General features: G+C 39.5%; 11 protein-coding genes. All 11 read right to left on the bottom strand.

Going from position 1 to position 17,870, the window contains the following annotated elements:
* Window positions 1-767: 767 nt before the first annotated feature.
* On the bottom strand, window positions 768-2,219 hold the full coding sequence (locus JKG64_RS20565) for an efflux transporter outer membrane subunit (protein ID WP_246512732.1): 1,452 nt from the start codon (window positions 2,217-2,219) through the stop codon (window positions 768-770).
* A gap of 11 nt (window positions 2,220-2,230) precedes the next feature.
* Window positions 2,231-5,389, bottom strand: a complete 3,159-nt coding sequence (locus JKG64_RS20570; protein ID WP_210356154.1) for an efflux RND transporter permease subunit — start codon at window positions 5,387-5,389, stop codon at window positions 2,231-2,233.
* 77 nt (window positions 5,390-5,466) lie between these two features.
* A complete protein-coding gene (locus tag JKG64_RS20575; RefSeq protein WP_210356155.1) occupies window positions 5,467-6,627 on the bottom strand; it encodes an efflux RND transporter periplasmic adaptor subunit in 1,161 nt (386 codons plus the stop codon).
* Between the two features lie 201 nt (window positions 6,628-6,828).
* The gene (locus JKG64_RS20580; RefSeq protein ID WP_210356156.1) at window positions 6,829-11,379 is read right to left on the bottom strand and encodes an efflux RND transporter permease subunit; all 4,551 of its coding nucleotides are present in this window, start codon (window positions 11,377-11,379) and stop codon (window positions 6,829-6,831) included.
* Between the two features lie 16 nt (window positions 11,380-11,395).
* A complete protein-coding gene (locus tag JKG64_RS20585; protein WP_210356157.1) occupies window positions 11,396-12,502 on the bottom strand; it encodes an efflux RND transporter periplasmic adaptor subunit in 1,107 nt (368 codons plus the stop codon).
* Between the two features lie 114 nt (window positions 12,503-12,616).
* Window positions 12,617-12,982, bottom strand: a complete 366-nt coding sequence (locus JKG64_RS20590) for a hypothetical protein (RefSeq protein ID WP_210356158.1) — start codon at window positions 12,980-12,982, stop codon at window positions 12,617-12,619.
* A 137-nt stretch (window positions 12,983-13,119) separates the two neighbouring features.
* Window positions 13,120-13,506: a GtrA family protein gene (locus JKG64_RS20595; RefSeq protein WP_210356159.1), complete on the bottom strand. Its 387-nt coding sequence runs from the start codon at window positions 13,504-13,506 to the stop codon at window positions 13,120-13,122.
* A complete protein-coding gene (locus JKG64_RS20600) occupies window positions 13,490-14,203 on the bottom strand; it encodes a CDP-alcohol phosphatidyltransferase family protein (protein WP_210356160.1) in 714 nt (237 codons plus the stop codon). Before JKG64_RS20600 ends, JKG64_RS20595 begins: the two co-directional genes overlap by 17 nt.
* An 11-nt stretch (window positions 14,204-14,214) precedes the next feature.
* Window positions 14,215-15,213: an NAD-dependent epimerase/dehydratase family protein gene (locus tag JKG64_RS20605; protein ID WP_210356161.1), complete on the bottom strand. Its 999-nt coding sequence runs from the start codon at window positions 15,211-15,213 to the stop codon at window positions 14,215-14,217.
* Window positions 15,210-16,331, bottom strand: a complete 1,122-nt coding sequence (locus tag JKG64_RS20610; protein WP_210356162.1) for a hypothetical protein — start codon at window positions 16,329-16,331, stop codon at window positions 15,210-15,212. Before JKG64_RS20610 ends, JKG64_RS20605 begins: the two co-directional genes overlap by 4 nt.
* Window positions 16,332-16,360: 29 nt before the next feature.
* A complete protein-coding gene (spt, locus tag JKG64_RS20615; protein ID WP_210356163.1) occupies window positions 16,361-17,575 on the bottom strand; it encodes a serine palmitoyltransferase in 1,215 nt (404 codons plus the stop codon).
* Between the last annotated feature and the right edge of the window lie 295 nt (window positions 17,576-17,870).

A 17,870-nucleotide genomic window follows, 5' to 3' on the forward strand; every position in this document is an offset into this window, starting at 1 on the left:
TTCATCCTGAGCCAGGATCAAACTCTCCATAGTAAAATGAAGTGTAAGATCAAGACTATTTATAAAAAATAGAATTGTCTTTATTTAAATAATTTCTGATTCTATGATTGACAGGTTGAGTTTTTTTTAACTTTCGTTGTTTCTCAACTACTCGTTACGTTACATGATCATTTCCTTAAAGAACTTTGTCCGCATCCGCATCGCGCTTCTGCTTTTATTATCGACATCCGAAGATGTGACTTGTCATTTTGTTTTTCCGCCCCCCCCTTGCGGCGACCGCCCTTCGTTTCTGTTGGGACTGCAAAGGTAGGAATCTTTTTTAAACCTCCAAATTTTATTTTAAAATAATTTCCGGAGAAGATTTCAGAGCATCGGATCTAACGGATTAAACCGTAAAATAACCGCTCTATCTACCTTATGTCATCGTTCCGAAGAACCGCCCCTCCCTCGCGGAGTGGTGCAAAGATAGAAACTTTCAGACCACATTTCAAAGACATAACACAGACTATTTTACATCATATAACGTAAAACGCTGGAACAGCGTACAATAAAATTGAAAGAAGAAAGCACACAGGCACCATGGACTGCAAAAAAGGCATATTATTCCTATCATAGGGCAGGATCAGCAGGGATTTAAATAAGGCGTAACAGAGCTTTTATAGTGGTTTACCTCTATGAACCCTCTATAAAACCTCTATTATAACACAACATAACCCCTGTAAAATTTAAAGCAGGTACATAGGAGTAAAAAAGAATGCTCCTGCGAACTATCTCCACCCACCGCCTAAGGATCTATACAAGGTCACACATGCGTTCAATTGTCTTTGCTTCAACTCTACTAAATCTAATTCACTCTTTAAAGCATTACTCTGCGCCGTAATTACCTCCAAATAGGTAGCATACCCACTTTTAAATAATAAAGAGGCATTTTTCACGGCGAGTTCTGAGTTTGAAACCCGCTCTTCCGCTAAGTTTAACTGTTCCTTCTGCTTTTCTACAGTTATAATTGTATTCGATACTTCTCCAACAGCCTCCATAACCTGACGCTGAAAATCGAGTTCCACCTTCTCCCGCTCTATTTTTGCTACCTCATACTGATTCTTAAGTTTTTTATTCCGAAATACAGGAGCTGTTACTCCACCTGCTATCCCCCCAAGTAATGCACCAGGTATATTAAACCAATTTTTTGCCAACATGGCATTTACTCCAAAAACTCCACTTAAACTTATACTTGGATATCGCATAATCTGCGCTACATTCATCTGAGCATTGGCAGCAACCAGAGCATACTCAGCCTGCCTGATGTCCGGTCGATTACGGATAATATCCAACGGGCTCCCCAAAGAGATATCTTGATCAAAGTTGATGAGACTATCATTTAATGTATTATTTCTATTCACCGCAGCAGGCATATCTCCGACCAGCATTCTCAACGAATTTTCTTGAATTGTAATTTCCTTTTCTAAATCTGGGATCAGCGAAGCCGCAACCAATCGCTGTGACTCGGTCTGTTGGATAGCCAATGCTGTGATTTCACCAGCATCAAACTGTAACTTTATCATGCGCAACGTACTGTCATTCAATTGTAGATTCCTTTTAGCGACTTCAATCTGTGCATCCAACATCAATAGATTAAAATAGCCGGTCGCAATATCCGCAATGAGTTTCGTCTGAATTGCTATTTTCGCTTCTTTCGTATCCAGCCAACTTGCTTTCAAAACATCCCCTTCTTGCCCTATCTTACCCCAAATATCCAATTCCCAACTAAACTCTAGCCCTGTAGCGTACTGTGATTGATATTTCGCCATAGATTCTGGAGCCTTTTTCCCTTTTTGTTCATACCATTTGGATGAGGCTGAGCCATAAAAATCTTTTGAGCGATACTGTTGATTCACTGTCGCAATATTAGCGTCTACAGCAGGTAAATAGTTTAACTTATTGATCCTTAGATTCCGATTCGCTATTTCTATATTCTTTAACGCAATCCGTATATCATAATTGCGGGAAAGGCCACTATCAATCAGAGTAATCAGATTACTATCGTTAAAGAAGTTCCTCCACTCAATTTGACTTAGTGAAGAATCTCCTTCATCTGTCGTCCAGGCGGATCGGAATGAATCAAGCGTATTCAAATTAGGTTGTTTATATTTCTCTCCGACTTTGCACCCTGTCAGAAAAAAAACACCCGTAAATAGATATAAAATTGTTTTTATCGACATATTATTCATAATTAATCCTCCTCCGACTTAAATTTCAACTTGACTCGCTCATCTAGTGTTTTAAAAACAACAAAGAGTACTGGGATAATAAAAATACCAAAAGCAACCCCAGCAAGCATGCCACCTGCAGCACTAAAACTAATAGAATGGTTACCAATAGCCGATGGCCCAACAGACCACATAAGAGGCACTAAACCTGCCACAAATGCCAAAGAGGTCATCAAAATAGGTCTCAATCTCAACTTTGCACCCTCAATAGCGGCATTGTATATACTCATTCCTTTATCCCGCTGCTGAACAGCAAACTCGACAATAAGAATTGCATTTTTTGCTAACAAGCCTATCAACATAATGAGCCCAACCTGCACGTAAATATTATTTTCTAAACCAGCCATTAAAACTGTCGCGAAAACACCGACTAATCCAACAGGAACAGAAAGCAACACTGCCCATGGTAAAATATAACTTTCATATTGTGCGGCTAACAAGAAATAAATAAACAAAATACTTAAACCAAAGATCAGTACAGTCTGCGAACCAGATTTACTCTCTTCGTAAGACATTCCGGTCCATTCATATCCAAAATTACCTGGCAATTGTTGAACCGCCAACTTTTCTATTGCCTGCATCACATCTCCTGTACTATAACCCGATGAAGGATTAATATTTACCGTAATGGCATTGTAGAGATTATATCGTGCTATGGTCTCTGGTCCCACTACTTTATTGAGTGTCATTAATGTCCCGACAGGCACCATTTTCCCTTCCTTATTGCGGACAAAAATGGAGTTTAACGATTCTGGATCTGTACGATGCTCAAAATCTGACTGCATATATACCCGATAGGTACGTCCAAAGCGATTGAAATCTCCTGCACTCACTCGCGCAAAGTACATCCGGATTGTATTCATCATTTCTTTAATGTCTACGCCCATACTTTTTGCTTTCACGACATCAATATCTGCTTCGTACTGTGGAAAATTGGATTTAAATGAAGTATACGCATTGTCCACCTCTTTCAGCGTGTTGATTTTATTGATAAAGGAGTCCGCAACAATATCAAAATCTCGAATATCTCCTCCCAACCTGTCTTGAAGAACTAACTCTACGCCGGCAAAATCACCAAACCCTTGTACTGTGGGCCTTGGAAAAACTTTAAATGTTGCCTCATTGATCACTGACAAATCTTTGCGAACCGTATCCATAAATGCATTTATATTTTTAATTTCTTTTCGTTCTGCATGAGGTTTCACATTAATATAACCCGCTGCAAACGCAGGGCTTGTCCCTCCCCCCAAAACATTAAAACCAGAAACAGTGGTCATCCCAGCAATATCTTCGCGTTTTTGTAGAATACTATCGGCCTGACGCAAAACGGCAGTGGTTCTCGACAAAGAAGCCCCAGGAGGCATTGCCAAGGAATAAGTAACAAAACTATCGTCCTCAGTAGGGATAAAACTCTTTGGTGTATAAAACAAGAATAGAACACCTATGATAGTAACTAGCAATAATCCACCAAATGCAATTTTCTTATGCCCAATCAAATATTTTACCCCAACAATATATTTTTCTGTGAATCTATCAAAAGATGCATTGAAGGCATTAAAGAATCGTTGCTTGTATTTTTGTACTTTACTCAAATCCTCTTCAGCTTCGATATCCTTGGGGTGAATCGGCTTTAAAAGCAATGCACACAACGCAGGTGAAAGAGTCAATGCATTGAAAGCTGAAATCAAAATAGCGGTAGCAAGGGTATAAGCAAACTGTCTATAAAAAATACCAACAGGTCCTTCCATAAATCCTACAGGTAGAAATACTGCGGCCATCACCATTGTTATAGACAATATTGCTCCTGTAATTTCGGACATTGTCTGCACAGTAGCATCTTTTGCCCGCATTCCAGTCTCGTGCATTTTTTGATGAATCGCTTCCACTACGACAATCGCATCATCGACAACAATACCAATAGCCAGCACTAGCGCAAACATCGTTAGTACATTAAGCGAAAAACCAAACAGACTAAGGAAAAAGAAAGTTCCTATCAAAGAAACAGGGATCGCGATCGCAGGTATCAAAGTAGAACGGAAATCCTGTAGGAAAATAAACACGATGATAAAAACTAAAATAAAAGCTTCAAACAAAGTGGTCTTCACTTGATTAATCGACTGATCAATCTGATCTCTGACGCTATAGGAGATCTCATAATGAATCCCTTCTGGAAAAGATTTTGACAATTCCTCAAGCACTTTCCGAACCTCTATATCAATCTGATGCGCATTCGATCCGCTCGTTTGTGTAATATTCAAAGTCAGACCTGGATTACCATCGACTTTATTATCACTTCCTAAATTGGTTGCTCCAAATTCAATGCGTGCAATATCTTTGAGGTAAAGTATGGACCCATCTTTATTCGTTTTGATGACCATGTTTTCAAATTCTTCTGGCTTACTGAACCGTCCTTTATGCTTAATCACCGTTTCAAAGACCTCATCTGAGGTCTCTCCAAATTTACCTGGAGCAATCTCAAAGTTCTGATCATTCAAAGCCTTAGTAACATCCTGGGGGATAATATCATAAAGTGCTAGCTTTTCTGGATTCAGCCATACCCGCATAGAATAATCCCGTGCACCTAATCGAGAGACTTGAGCTACACCGTCCACACGTAGTAGAGGTCGTATCATATTAATCTGCGAGAAAGCCTGCAGAAATGTCTCATCGTATACAGAATCCTGATGATCCGAGAAGATATTTATAGTCATAATAGCACCACTTTGTCGCGGCTGCACTGTAATTCCGTTTTCATTTACTTCTGCAGGTATAGCACTAATAGCTTTTGATATTCGTGTCTGTACATTTACCGAAGCGATATCGGGATTAGTTCCTGTTTTAAAAAACACCTGTACAGAGCCTGCCCCCGAGTTAGTAGCAGACGATTTGATATAAGTCATATCTTCTACCCCATTTATAGCTTCTTCAATAGGCAGTAAGACACTCTCCGCAACGGTCTCCGAGTTCGCTCCTGGATAGCTCAATGAAACAACAACACTTGGTGGAGCTATTTCTGGAAACCGAGTGATCGGTAAGGTCTTTAGTCCCACCAGTCCTAAAATCACTAAGATTAGGGACATCACCGTAGCTAATACAGGTTTGTTTATGAAGGTTTTTAACATATTGTTTGGATTTAACAAGCAATAGTTTTCAAGCGCCATCAGTTAAGACGGCGCGAGAAACTTTGCTACATTGAAAATTATTGTTGAATTGGGGTTACTGTAGATCCTTCAGTAATCTTATCCAAGCCGGTCAGTAAGACACGTTCGCCTACGGTAAGACCGTCCGCGATGATATAATTATCTTTACTCTTGCCACCTATCGTAACAACACGGCGGCGCACTTTGTCTTCCTTGTCCAACACATAGACAAAGGTTTTGTCTTGCAACTCACTAGTTGCTATTTGTGGAATCTGGATTACATTTTTCTTTACCTCGGATATTTTTAAAGTTCCCGTACTTCCACTTCGCAACATATTGTCAGCATTCGGAAAAGAAGCTCTTAATGAAATTGCTCCAGTCGTACGATCTACCTGTCCATTGATTGCGTCGACAGCTCCTTTGTTCGTGTATTCTTCACCATCCGCCAAAATCAAGATAGCGTCTGGAAAGCTTAATGCATTCCTGCTTTTTGGAATTCCATTGATACTATCCTCTTTGACTTTTAATTTTGAGAAGTATAAAAAATCAGACTCATTCATAGAAAAATACACATATACATCCTGCACATCGGACAATACAGTCAATGGCTCTTTATCCCCTTTACCAACAAGATTACCTATTCGCTTCGGAATACGACCAATATATCCACTAACTGGCGCTGTGATTATAGTAAAACCTTGATTGATTTCGGCACTACGAACTGCAGCTGTAGCCTGGTCTAAAGAAGCTTTAGCAACATCATAATCGGATTGAGCTGACCGCAGGCGAACCTCAGAAATAACATCGTTGTCAACCAAGGGCTTCAATCGCTCTATCTCTAAACGTGCATTCTTTAACTTTGCTTTGGCAACATTCTGATTAGCAACACTATTATTCAACAATTCTTGGTAAGCTGATGCATCTACCTTAAATAGCTTCTGTCCCTTCTCGACAAAGGAACCTTCATCTACATAGATTTCCTGTAAAAGTCCCTCTACCTGAGGTCGTACTTCTACGTTTACCTTCCCCTCGATAGTCCCCAAATACGTCTTTATCGTCGTTGCATCACTCGCATTGACCGTATATACAGGGAGTGCTAAGGGCTTGGCTGTAACTTCATTCTCTTCGGACTTACCGATAAAACAACTGTAAAATGTAGCAATGACTAAAGCTGTCATTGAAACAATTGAAATATAAAAACTCACTTTCCTTTTTCTCATATTACTTAACTAGATTTTAGCAAATTAATAAAACGTAACTGATCTGTTACACTCAAGAACGCAAAAACAATGCAAGTTTGGGCTTTTCCTTGTTTCTTTTAACAGTCTTTAACAGAATAAAAAGACCTATTATTAGGTTAAAAGGCAAAAAAAAGACTCTCCAAAACTGGAGAGTCCTTTCATTTTCAAAGATTTAAGCTACTATTTCCAACCACCACCTAGGGCTTTGTACAAAACAACTTGATTTAGCATCTTTTCCTTCAATACATCCACCTGTGCTTCCTGAGCTCCTATAACATCTTTCTGTGCTGTTACAATATCCAAATAATTGACTCGTCCTGCAATAAAAAGCTCTTCAGCCGCAATAATAGCAGATTCTAAAGCTTCTACCTGATGATGAACTAACACTTCACGTTCTGCAATAGCACCTTGTGTATGCAGTGCCAAAGAAATTTCATTCACGGCATTCAAAATCACTTTTTCATACTCCAAAAATGCTATTCCATAATTTGCTTTCATGACTTCATACTGCGACTTCAATTCCCGTTGTCTGAAAATTGGGACTGTGACACTACCTAAAACTCCATAAGCAACAGACTTGTCCAAATTGAAAAGTTGGTCTATACTAAAAGTCTGTAATCCAAAATAGGGACTGATCGCAACAGAAGGAAGAAAGGAGAGCCTAGCAACTTCCAAGTCGCTATAGTTACCCTGCAATTCCAATGCTGCCCTTCGGATATCGATACGGTTATTAAAAAGTAAATCAATGTTACCAACATGGAGTTCTTGGAATATCTCATGATTTGGGACATGTTCTTTTGTCCTCGCAATAGGTTGATACACTCTTCCTAAAAGTTGGTTTACCTGGTGTTCGTATCCGACTATTTCTTGCATAGCCAAAGCCCTGCGTCCCTTAGATTCAGCTAGAATAGATTTAAACTGTTGTACACCTAGTTCGTCTGCCCGGCCAGCCTCTTTCTGTGCTTCAATAATACTTAAAGCTCGTTCATGCAATAGTATATTCTGCTCATATACCTTTACTTTCTGATCCAACGCGATCAGTTCAAAGTATGCTGCAGCAACGCTACTAATGAGTTCGGTTTGTAATAACCGCTTAGTTTCGCTTTCTGCTAACAACCCCATAAAAGCAGCTTCTCTTCTATTTCGTAATTTTCCCCAAAGATCTATTTCCCACGATGAACGCACACCAACGAAATAGTCTGGAATAAATGGCTCGGGTAGTTTTTCGTCTGACGTCAAATTATCCGAAAAATTAGAATCGTAATTACCAATACCAGATTCAGTATAGTGGCCATATTTCCGAAGTCCGGCCTCTATGGCTGCATCCAACGTTGGCAACAATGCAGCCTTACGTTGCCTAAAATTAGCTTGCGCCACTTCAATACGGTGGATAGCTTGCTTGAGGTCTCTATTATTTACTAAAACAGTATCAATAAGGCCTTTTAAATAAGGATCAGAAAACACCTGCTGCCAAGGAATATCTCCTAAGGAAATACTGTCTGCCAATACCGTTTGAGCATTGACTTTTACATCTTGACTTAACTCAGATTTTGTGACTTTCTTAGGAACAGTACAAGAAGACACCAACAACAGAGCTACTAACACAGCTACTACCTGACCTGTTTTTTTAGGCTTATTACGCTTGGAAAATAAAACCACTAACCCAGGAATTACAATAACTCCCAAAATGGTTCCAATTACCATCCCTCCCACTGAAGCCGTACCAATAGTCCTGTTACCAACGGCACCTGCTCCATTTGCCAACATCAATGGAATAAGCCCTGCTGCAAATGCAAAAGAAGTCATTAAGATTGGACGTAATCTCGCCACCGCCCCTTCTACGGAAGCTGTAAAAATATCCATCCCTTGCTTGTACTTCAAGTTGGCATATTCCACAATTAGGATGGCATTTTTACCTAACAATCCAATAAGCATTACTAATGCGACCTGCGCATAAATATTATTTTCAAGACCAAAGATCTTCAAGAAGATAAAGGCCCCAAAGATTCCGGCCGGTAAACATAAAATGACGGGCAGTGGAAGCAGAAAGCTCTCATACTGCGCTGCCAAGAGCAAATACACGAATACAAGACAGAGTAAGAAGATATATCCGGCCTGGTTACCTGATATCTTTTGCTCTCTTGTCATTCCCGACCATTCGATTTCGTATCCCTGCGGGAGATTCTCCGCAATACGCTCTACCGCTTCAATAGCCTGTCCAGAACTAAACCCTGCAGCAGCTTGACCAGTAATCATCGCAGAACTAAACATATTATATCGTGTAATCTGTTCTGGCCCATATACGCGCTTCATAGTCATAAATGAGGAATAAGGAACCATCTCTCCATCTGCGGTCTTTACATATAGTGCCAAAACATCTTCTGGTTTTTGACGGGAAAATGCATCAGACTGAACCATCACTTTATACATCTGTCCATAACGGATAAAATTGGTAGCATACTGACTCCCTAAAAGGGTCTGTAAGGTATTCATCGAATTCTCAACAGAAATACCTTTCTTAGCTGCTAAATCGTAATCAATTTCAAGCATGTATTGCGGAAAATTAACATCAAAAGTAGTACTGGTACTCTCTATTACATCGTCGTTGTTCAACTCTTTAATAAAATCATTTAATACAATACTCGTTTTTGATAAATCTTCATTACCACTTTTATCTAACAAACGCAGCTCAAATCCGGAAGAGTTACCGAAGCCAGGGACTGTTGGCGGTGGAAAAAACTCTATTGTTGCATCTGCGATATGGCTAGTTTTCTCTCTAAGAATCGTCATTACGTCGTCCACGCTTTCGTCACGCTGATCCCACGCCTTCAGGTTAATCATCCCCATACCATAGGATGCCCCCGACACCTCAGTCACAATACTATATCCGGCTAATGTGGATACAGTCTCTACGATATCCAACTCTCGAGCAATCCTATCTACCTCATCAAGAACCTTTTCAGTACGATCTACCGTAGCGCCAGGAGGAGTAGTCACAGCGACATAAATCATTCCTTGATCTTCTGTCGGAATAAATCCAGTAGGCAGAATGGCTGCAGAACCCCAAGTAAGTACAAACATCAAGGCTAGCGCCCCCAATGTAACGACTCTCCGTCCTGCTATACGTGTCAATAAATTTTTATAACCTCCCCCTATTCGATCGTATGCAGCGTTAAAACCTTTGAAAAAACGGGCTAGCAAACCGTTGCTTTCCTTTTTATCATGAGGTGATTTCAGAATCAAGGCACATAACGCTGGTGTAAGCGTGAGGGCATTAATTCCGGATATAACAATAGATGCAGCCAATGTCAGTGAAAACTGTCGATAGAAAATACCTACCGGTCCTGAAAGAAAGGCAACAGGTATGAATACCGCCGACATGACCAACGTAATTGCAATTACGGCACTACCAACTTCCTTCATCGCCGCAATGGTTGCTTCCAGCGGAGGAAGATGTTCATCCTCCATCTTGGCATACACAGCCTCGACCACGACAATACCATTATCGACGACAATACCGATGGCTAGCACTAACGCAAATAAGGTCAAAAGGTTGATAGAAAATCCCATCATCTGCATAAAGAACAGGGCTCCAATCAAACTAACCGGTACTGCAAGAATAGGAATTACGGTTGCCCTAAAATCTTGAAGGAAGATAAACACAACCAGAAACACGAGAACAAAAGCTTCTAATAGCGTGATAAGTACACTAGATATCGAAGCATTCAGGAATCTCGACACATCATATCCCATGGTATACGTCATCCCTGGAGGAAAGGTTGCTCCTTTTAGCTCTTCCATTCTATCTTTTACACTCTGAATTACATCCTGCGCATTGGAACCAGGCAACTGCTTTAACATGATCGAAGCAGAAGGTCTACCATCTGTCTTAGATACCATTTCGTAATCTAAGGACCCAAATTCAACATCGGCAATATCCTTGATACGGATTATCGAACCATCTGCATTTGCCCGGATAGGTACATTTTCGTACTCGCTTACCTCCGTAAACTTACCAGGGTAACGAAGCACATATTGCTGCATATTCACTGCCTTATCGGAACTTATTCCGGTCTGACCAGGCGCTGCTTCTATATTTTGTCTCCTCAACGCTGCCACAAGTTCTTCTGTAGAAATAGAATAAGCAGAAAGCCGATCAGGTTTTACCCAGATGCGCATTGCATAATCCTTCATTCCCATAATTTGTGCAAAACCTACCCCTTCAATACGTTTCAGCTCTTTAAGAACATTAATATCTGTAAAGTTATAAATGAATCTTTCGTCTGCCGTCTCATCGTCTGTATACAGATTGAGGTACATCAACATACTATTCACCTCTTTCTCGGTGGTGACTCCCGCCTTGATTACTTCTTCGGGCAACTCATCCAATACGGTCGTAACCCTATTCTGAACGTTTACCGCTGCAATATCCGGATCAACCCCTACTTTGAAAAACACCTGAATTAATGTAGTACCGTTGTTGGTGGAGACGCTATTCATATAGGTCATCCCCGCGACTCCGTTGATAGCACGTTCCAAAGGAATAGCCACAGCATTGGTACTCACCTCCGCATTGGCTCCAGTATAATTAGCTGTTACTACAACAGAGGGTGGAACAATATCAGGAAATTGTGTAATTGGCAAGGTAAATAATGCCAACAAACCCAAAAGGGTGATAAAAATTGAGATTACCAGTGATAACACCGGCTTTCTAATATACGTTTCAAACATCTAAATCGCCTCCGTTCTAATTATTAATCGGTTTCGGTTGTATGCTCATGCCATCTCGCAAAGACTGTACGCCTTCAAAAACGACCTTTGTGTCCGCAGGTAACCCGTCTTCTACCACATAATAATGTCCAACGCGCTGGCCATTCTTAAATGGCATCATCTTAACTTTATTACCCTCTACCGCATAAACATAAGCTTTGTCCTGAATTTCAAATACGGACTTTTGATGTACGAATGTCAGATTTCCTGTCTGCGTCGGCACTCCAATTCGCCCTGAGGCACCGTGCTTTAGTAATCCCTTGGGGTTATCGAACTTGGCGCGCAAAGAAATGGATCCTGTACTAGCCTCAAACTCACTTTCAACGATCTCGGCTATCCCTGTATAAGGATACACCTCGCCATTGGCTAATATCAAGCGTACTTCTTGCTGGAATTTATTCCTGTTAAATGAAGAATCAGATGCAATAGCAAGATATTCAGATTCAGAAATATTATAATAAACGTTTACTCTTTCTAAATCAGAAATGGAAGTGATCAATGCACCTTCGCTCAACAACGAACCTTCCTTGAGCAAAATCCGGTCAATACGACCATCAAAAGGCGCTCTAATCTGGGTATGGCTTAGCTTGGTTCTTGCTTGATTCAATATGGCATCAGCTTCCTGCACCTTTGAAATAGCGGCTTTAAGCTGTACTTTGAGCAAATCCTGCTCTGTGGTACTGATGATACCTTTCTGTACCAGCTTTCCTGTCCTTTCTAACTCTAGCTCCACTTTTTTCACCTCGGCTTTTGCTGTATTTAAACCCGCTTCTGCACGCGCAAAATCAGCCTTATACTCTTCATCATTAAGGCTAAACAAAACCTGTCCCTTCCTGACGAAAGCCCCCTCATCAACATAAATTCTATTTAAAAAACCCGATAGTCTAGAGCGCAGCTCTACGTTCCTTTGGGATTGAATATCGGCAATATACTCTTTGTAAATAATGGTATCCATCTGTAGGAGGCCAGTCACAGGCACAACCTTGGCTTGTTCCTCGGATTTATTTTCATTGCTGCTAGCAGTACAGGACGCGCCAAATAACAGGCACCCAAATATTGGATACATGAGTTTACTTTTCTTCATAGCTAATTATGAGTGAATTAAATATTAAAAAATCGATAAAAAACAAAGAGACTTACGAGAACTAAATCTAGTCTCATAAGCGATTATTAAACAAATAAGATGGGATTGTAAAAATTAGAATGGGCGATACCTATACAGGAATGTATAGTATCCAGGTAAGCAGAGCCTCTTCGATTCATAGCGAGGGTGCTTTATCGTTTTGGTAAAGAGAAATAGCTTTCGTAATAACCAAACAACAAAAAGAATAGTAGGAAGTACGCCTAAAGAAAGAAAGAAAATACGATAGTCGTCAAAGAAAATTTGTGGCGCTGTCTCCTGTTGTTCTGAATCTGTGATATCTAGGATTTCTTCTAAAACCACCTCGAGAAAGGTTTCTCCAGAAATAACAGGCCTGAAGTCTAACATATTGCAATACTGCACCTCATAACAGAGGACATTGAGGTAACCAAAAAGCACTAAAAAATGTAGTATGCGCAACATATGTTGCAAATATAGAAAAGCAAACAGCAGAAAGGCGCAGTGCTCTGTAAAAAAAGTGTTATGAAAGTGTCCGATGTCTGATGTTCAGACTTTCCTGTGACAATTGGCTTTGCATACGGAATGAATACTTCTGAAAACTACTTTTTAAAGACCCAGTACTTTTGTAAAGTAAAATTAAATCCTAAAGACACGATTAGCTCCACGATCCCTTTAGACAGCAAAAAATGACAGTCCCAGACCTCTACTAAAAAATGGATACCAGTAGATTTGAGAAAAATACTTCCAGCGACTACGATAATAAACTTCCAGAGTTGGTTTGCTAAAGGAACTGCTGTGTTATTAAATGACCAGTACCGATTAATAGTAAAATTAACAACAGCTCCTAAACTGCCACTGACGACATTAGAAAAAGGAGCTGAAATCAATAGGACTTTGTAGCAAAAAGAATAGATACCAAAATCTACTAATCCACCTACAAAAGCAGATAACTGTGCTTTTAAAAACTCTTTAAGCCTGAACGTCATCCGTTTTCTCTTGTTCGGCCTTCTGTTTAGCTAGCTTTTCTTCTTTATCTTTCGCATCACCTACAGCCAATAGTTTTAATGTATCTCCTACATTGATAAAAAACAAGATCACACAAATTCCTAATACGCTATAATCAATCGATCCTTTGAACAGAACTTCAACAAGCAGTACCAAACAGACAACAACCCTTATTTCTGTAGGGCCTAATAATCCAGCGTCAATTGTATATTTGTCAGTAATTCTGTAACGCAATTGAGATATAATCATTGCCCATCCATAGAGCGCCACCAATGCAAAGCCCAAATATTTAAAATCCCCAACGGTATACAACATGTAGCCTAATCCTATGAACACTGTACTGACCCAATCCATCACTATATCTAGAGCGAAACCGTACCATTTACGTGATTTATTACGATAATAGGCTATTCTTCCATCGAGAGAATCACCAAACCACTGGATAAAAAAACCAGGAATTGCTAACAACAAAAGATCTTTATCAACATATTCAGCCAACAAGAAACTGACAAGAATCATAATGGATCCTAAAAACCCAATAGCCGTGAGCCCATCCGAAGTGATCCAGTCTGGTATGCGTGGTACTAGATAGCTGATAAATCGCTGTTCCGGATTACTTAATATGTTAGTACGCTTTCTGTCTTGAAACAGTTTCTTATTGATTTTTTGCTCGCTCATATCTCTCTTTATTACAACCAATTATTTGTTTTATACCATAACAACGTTTCTTCCAATCCGGAGGACAAATCATATTTAGCTTTGAACGCTAAATCATTCTGGGCTTTTTCTATATTACATCCCCAATTTTCAGCGGTGAGTTCTGCCAAACGCTCAGGATATAAAACTGGAGTTTTTTCAGATCGTGCATAAAGTGATTGCGAAATTTTAGCGACAAAAGCCACTAGAGCATAAGGAATATGCAGACGAAAAGACTTTTTATTAAATGTATTTCTAAAAACATCAGCCATGGCATACCTCGAATAGACCTGACCATCTGTGATATTATAAAACTGTAGCCCTTGCTGTGGTTGCGTACACGAATTAAGAATAACATCAACAAGGTCCTTTACATAGACAAAGCTCAACTTTTGAGGTTTGCTACCAATATAAGGATCAAATCCCTTACTCAAGGTATCAAAGAGAATAAATAAGTCCTTCTCGCGCGGTCCATACACTGCTGTAGGCCTCAGTACGGAAATAGGACTATCAGAAAAGTTGGTCTTAATCATTTCTTCCGAAGTTCTCTTACTACGGCCGTATACAGTCAGGGGATTGTAAGGTGTGTTTTCTGTAATTAAAAATGGGCTATCAAAACCAATTGGACCTATTGCCGCCAGACTACTAACATATACTATTCTTTCTAAGACATCCTTTATTGCTAACGAAGCCTTTAAAATGTTTTCGGTATATCCGACGTTAACCTTCAACATATCGCTTTCACGTTTTGCTTTAGTCATCGCTGCGGCATGTATGATATAACTGTACTGTTCTTGTTGAAATAAGGAGATTAGCTCGTCAGAATCACCCATATTCGGAAACACGAATTTATCAACAGCATGCTGAATAGCATCAATCTTACTGGTTTTTCTTACAGCAGCGTGGACCTCATACCCTCTTCGTCTTGCCTCTTCTACCAGATGAGACCCCACAAAACCACTAGCACCTGTTATAAATACTTTTTTCCTCATATCGCCTTCTCGTATAAACGATAGCGTTTGTATAGTTCACCATTAATTTGCTCAATGGCGTGATTCATTAAGTAGTTTGTTTCTAACATCCAGGAACATTCCGCACCGCGTATACCGGCAGGCTTAGCATTCCTGATAATCCGACCGTACAAACATGCCTCAATTCCTAGTTTCCGATAACCTTCTAAAACCCCTAACATCAGGACACGTAGGGATTTAATATTCTTTTTACCAAATAACAATTTAAAAATACCCGTTGGCAATAAGCGTCCACGTTTTATATTGATTTGGATTTCATTAACATTGGGAATTCCTACCGCGAAACCGATTATTTTTTCTCCTTTTTCTGCTATAATACAGAAACGAGGATCAACAATCATTTTTAAGTCTTCGGCGATATAATCAAACTCTTCATCAGTCATAGGGACAAATCCGAGATTCTTATCCCATGCCTTGTTATACACTTCCCGAATCTTAGCTGCTTCGTTTTTAAAGTCTTTTAAGTTAATCGTTCTTAGCTTTATTCCTGATCTACCTAAACGCTCCTCTAGTCTATCCATGAGTTGAACGGCACGCGTACTGGCAGTTTCTGTTCTCACGTTATAAGCTAAGAGATCCACTTTTTTATCAAAGCCATAATTGCTTATTAAATCGAGATAATAAGGACTGTTATAAGGCATCATTGCCATTGGAGGCATATCAAAACCTTCTACGAGCAACCCACAAGTCTCATTTGTTGAGAGATTGATCGGGCCAACAATATTATTTCCACCTTTTTCTCTTATCCAGCCTAATGCTGCGTCAAACAATCCGTCAGCTACTTCCTGATTATCAATAGAATCAAAGTATCCAAACTGCCCCTCATTCAAATTGTTAATCGAGTTGTGGCGATTATTCCATATTGCTGCTATTCTACCAACAACTTTACTGTCCTTATAGGCCAAAAAAAGTTGTGCTTCTGAATGTTTATAAAAGGGATGCTTTTTGGGGTTTAGCAGATCACTCTGTGCGATAAATAATTCGGGCACGTAATTTGGATTCCCTAAATACAAAGCATGCGGAAAATCTATGAATTCCGCACGTTGTTTTTTTGTTACTACAGGTATGATTGTTATCATGGCCTTCCTAAAAGTGGATAATATCGTATCTATATAACCTTTTTGTAACGCTCTACTTCTAATGCTTTAAACACTTTTGCCATCTTATCAATCGCTTCATCAATCTGATCAAAAGTATGTGTAGCCATCAGAGAAAAGCGAATTAACGACTCTTCAGCAGGTACAGCTGGAGCTACGACAGGATTGACGAAGACTCCGTTATCCTGAAGCATTTTCGTAACGATATAAGTTTTATCATTGTTACGTACAAAAATAGGTAAGATAGGGCTCTCTGTATCGCCTAGATCAAAGCCATTTTCGATTAGTAATTTTTTTGCATAGTGCGTATTAGCCCAAAGCTTTTCTATATGTTCTGGCTCTGTTTGGATAATCTCCAAGGCCTTTAACGTAGAAGCAACTGATGCTGGAGTCATACTCGCACTAAACATTAATGATCGTGCTCTATGTTTTAAATATTCAATAGTATCTTTATCAGCGGCGACAAAACCTCCAAGAGACGCCAAAGACTTACTGAATGTTCCCATTATAAGGTCAACCTGGTCCGTCAATCCAAAATGACTACCCGTTCCAGCTCCTTTTTCACCTATCACACCTAAGCTATGCGCATCGTCACACAATATCGCTGCATCAAACTCCTCTGCTACCTTAACAAGCTCAGGTAATTTGACGATATCTCCCTCCATACTAAAGATACCATCCGTAGCGATCAACTTTAGACTATCTTCCGGAAGTCTAGCAATCTTCGCACGAAGGTCTTCCATATCATTATGCGCATACTTGATCACTTTGGAAAATGAAAGTCTACTGCCATCGATGATAGATGCGTGATTTCTCTCGTCCAATAAAATATAATCATTCCTTCCTGTAAGACAGGATAGAGGTCCTAGATTAGATTGAAATCCTGTACTAAACAATACGGCTGCGTCTTTACCTACATAGTCCGCTAATTTCTCTTCCAATTCCACGTGTATGTCCAACGTGCCATTCAAAAACCGGGATCCAGCACAACCTGTTCCGTATTTTGCCAAAGCATCTTGAGAAGCTTCGATAATACGCGAATCAGTGGTTAATCCTAAATAAGAGTTTGATCCAAACATCAATACACGCTTTCCATCAATAAGGACTTCCGTATCTTGTTTAGATTGGATAGGCCTAAAATAAGCATACAAATCATTAGCTTTAATTGGCTCTAGTTCCTTTTTTAGAAAACTTGATGTTCTTTCACTTAACTTTCCCTTGCTCATGCTATAGGTATTTCTATTTACGCGATTACTATTTAACTTTTTGACCAAACTAAAATAAACGTCAAAACTATGAAATCTATATTAAGGTAAACAATTTTCGTTAACAAATGACGTTAAACTAACATTGCCTTAGTATGTCGTTCTCATAATTGTACTCTATCTCTAATCTAGTTGTAAAACGTGCAAACTTACAAAACTTTGCAGTATAAACCACAACCAAAAAGCATATAAATATAATAAAGTTAAATTATTGTTAATAAACAAACAATAGGTTTTGACATTATCGACCTTCAAA

This window comes from Sphingobacterium tabacisoli (assembly GCF_017908035.1).
In the GTDB taxonomy this organism is placed as follows: domain Bacteria; phylum Bacteroidota; class Bacteroidia; order Sphingobacteriales; family Sphingobacteriaceae; genus Sphingobacterium; species Sphingobacterium tabacisoli.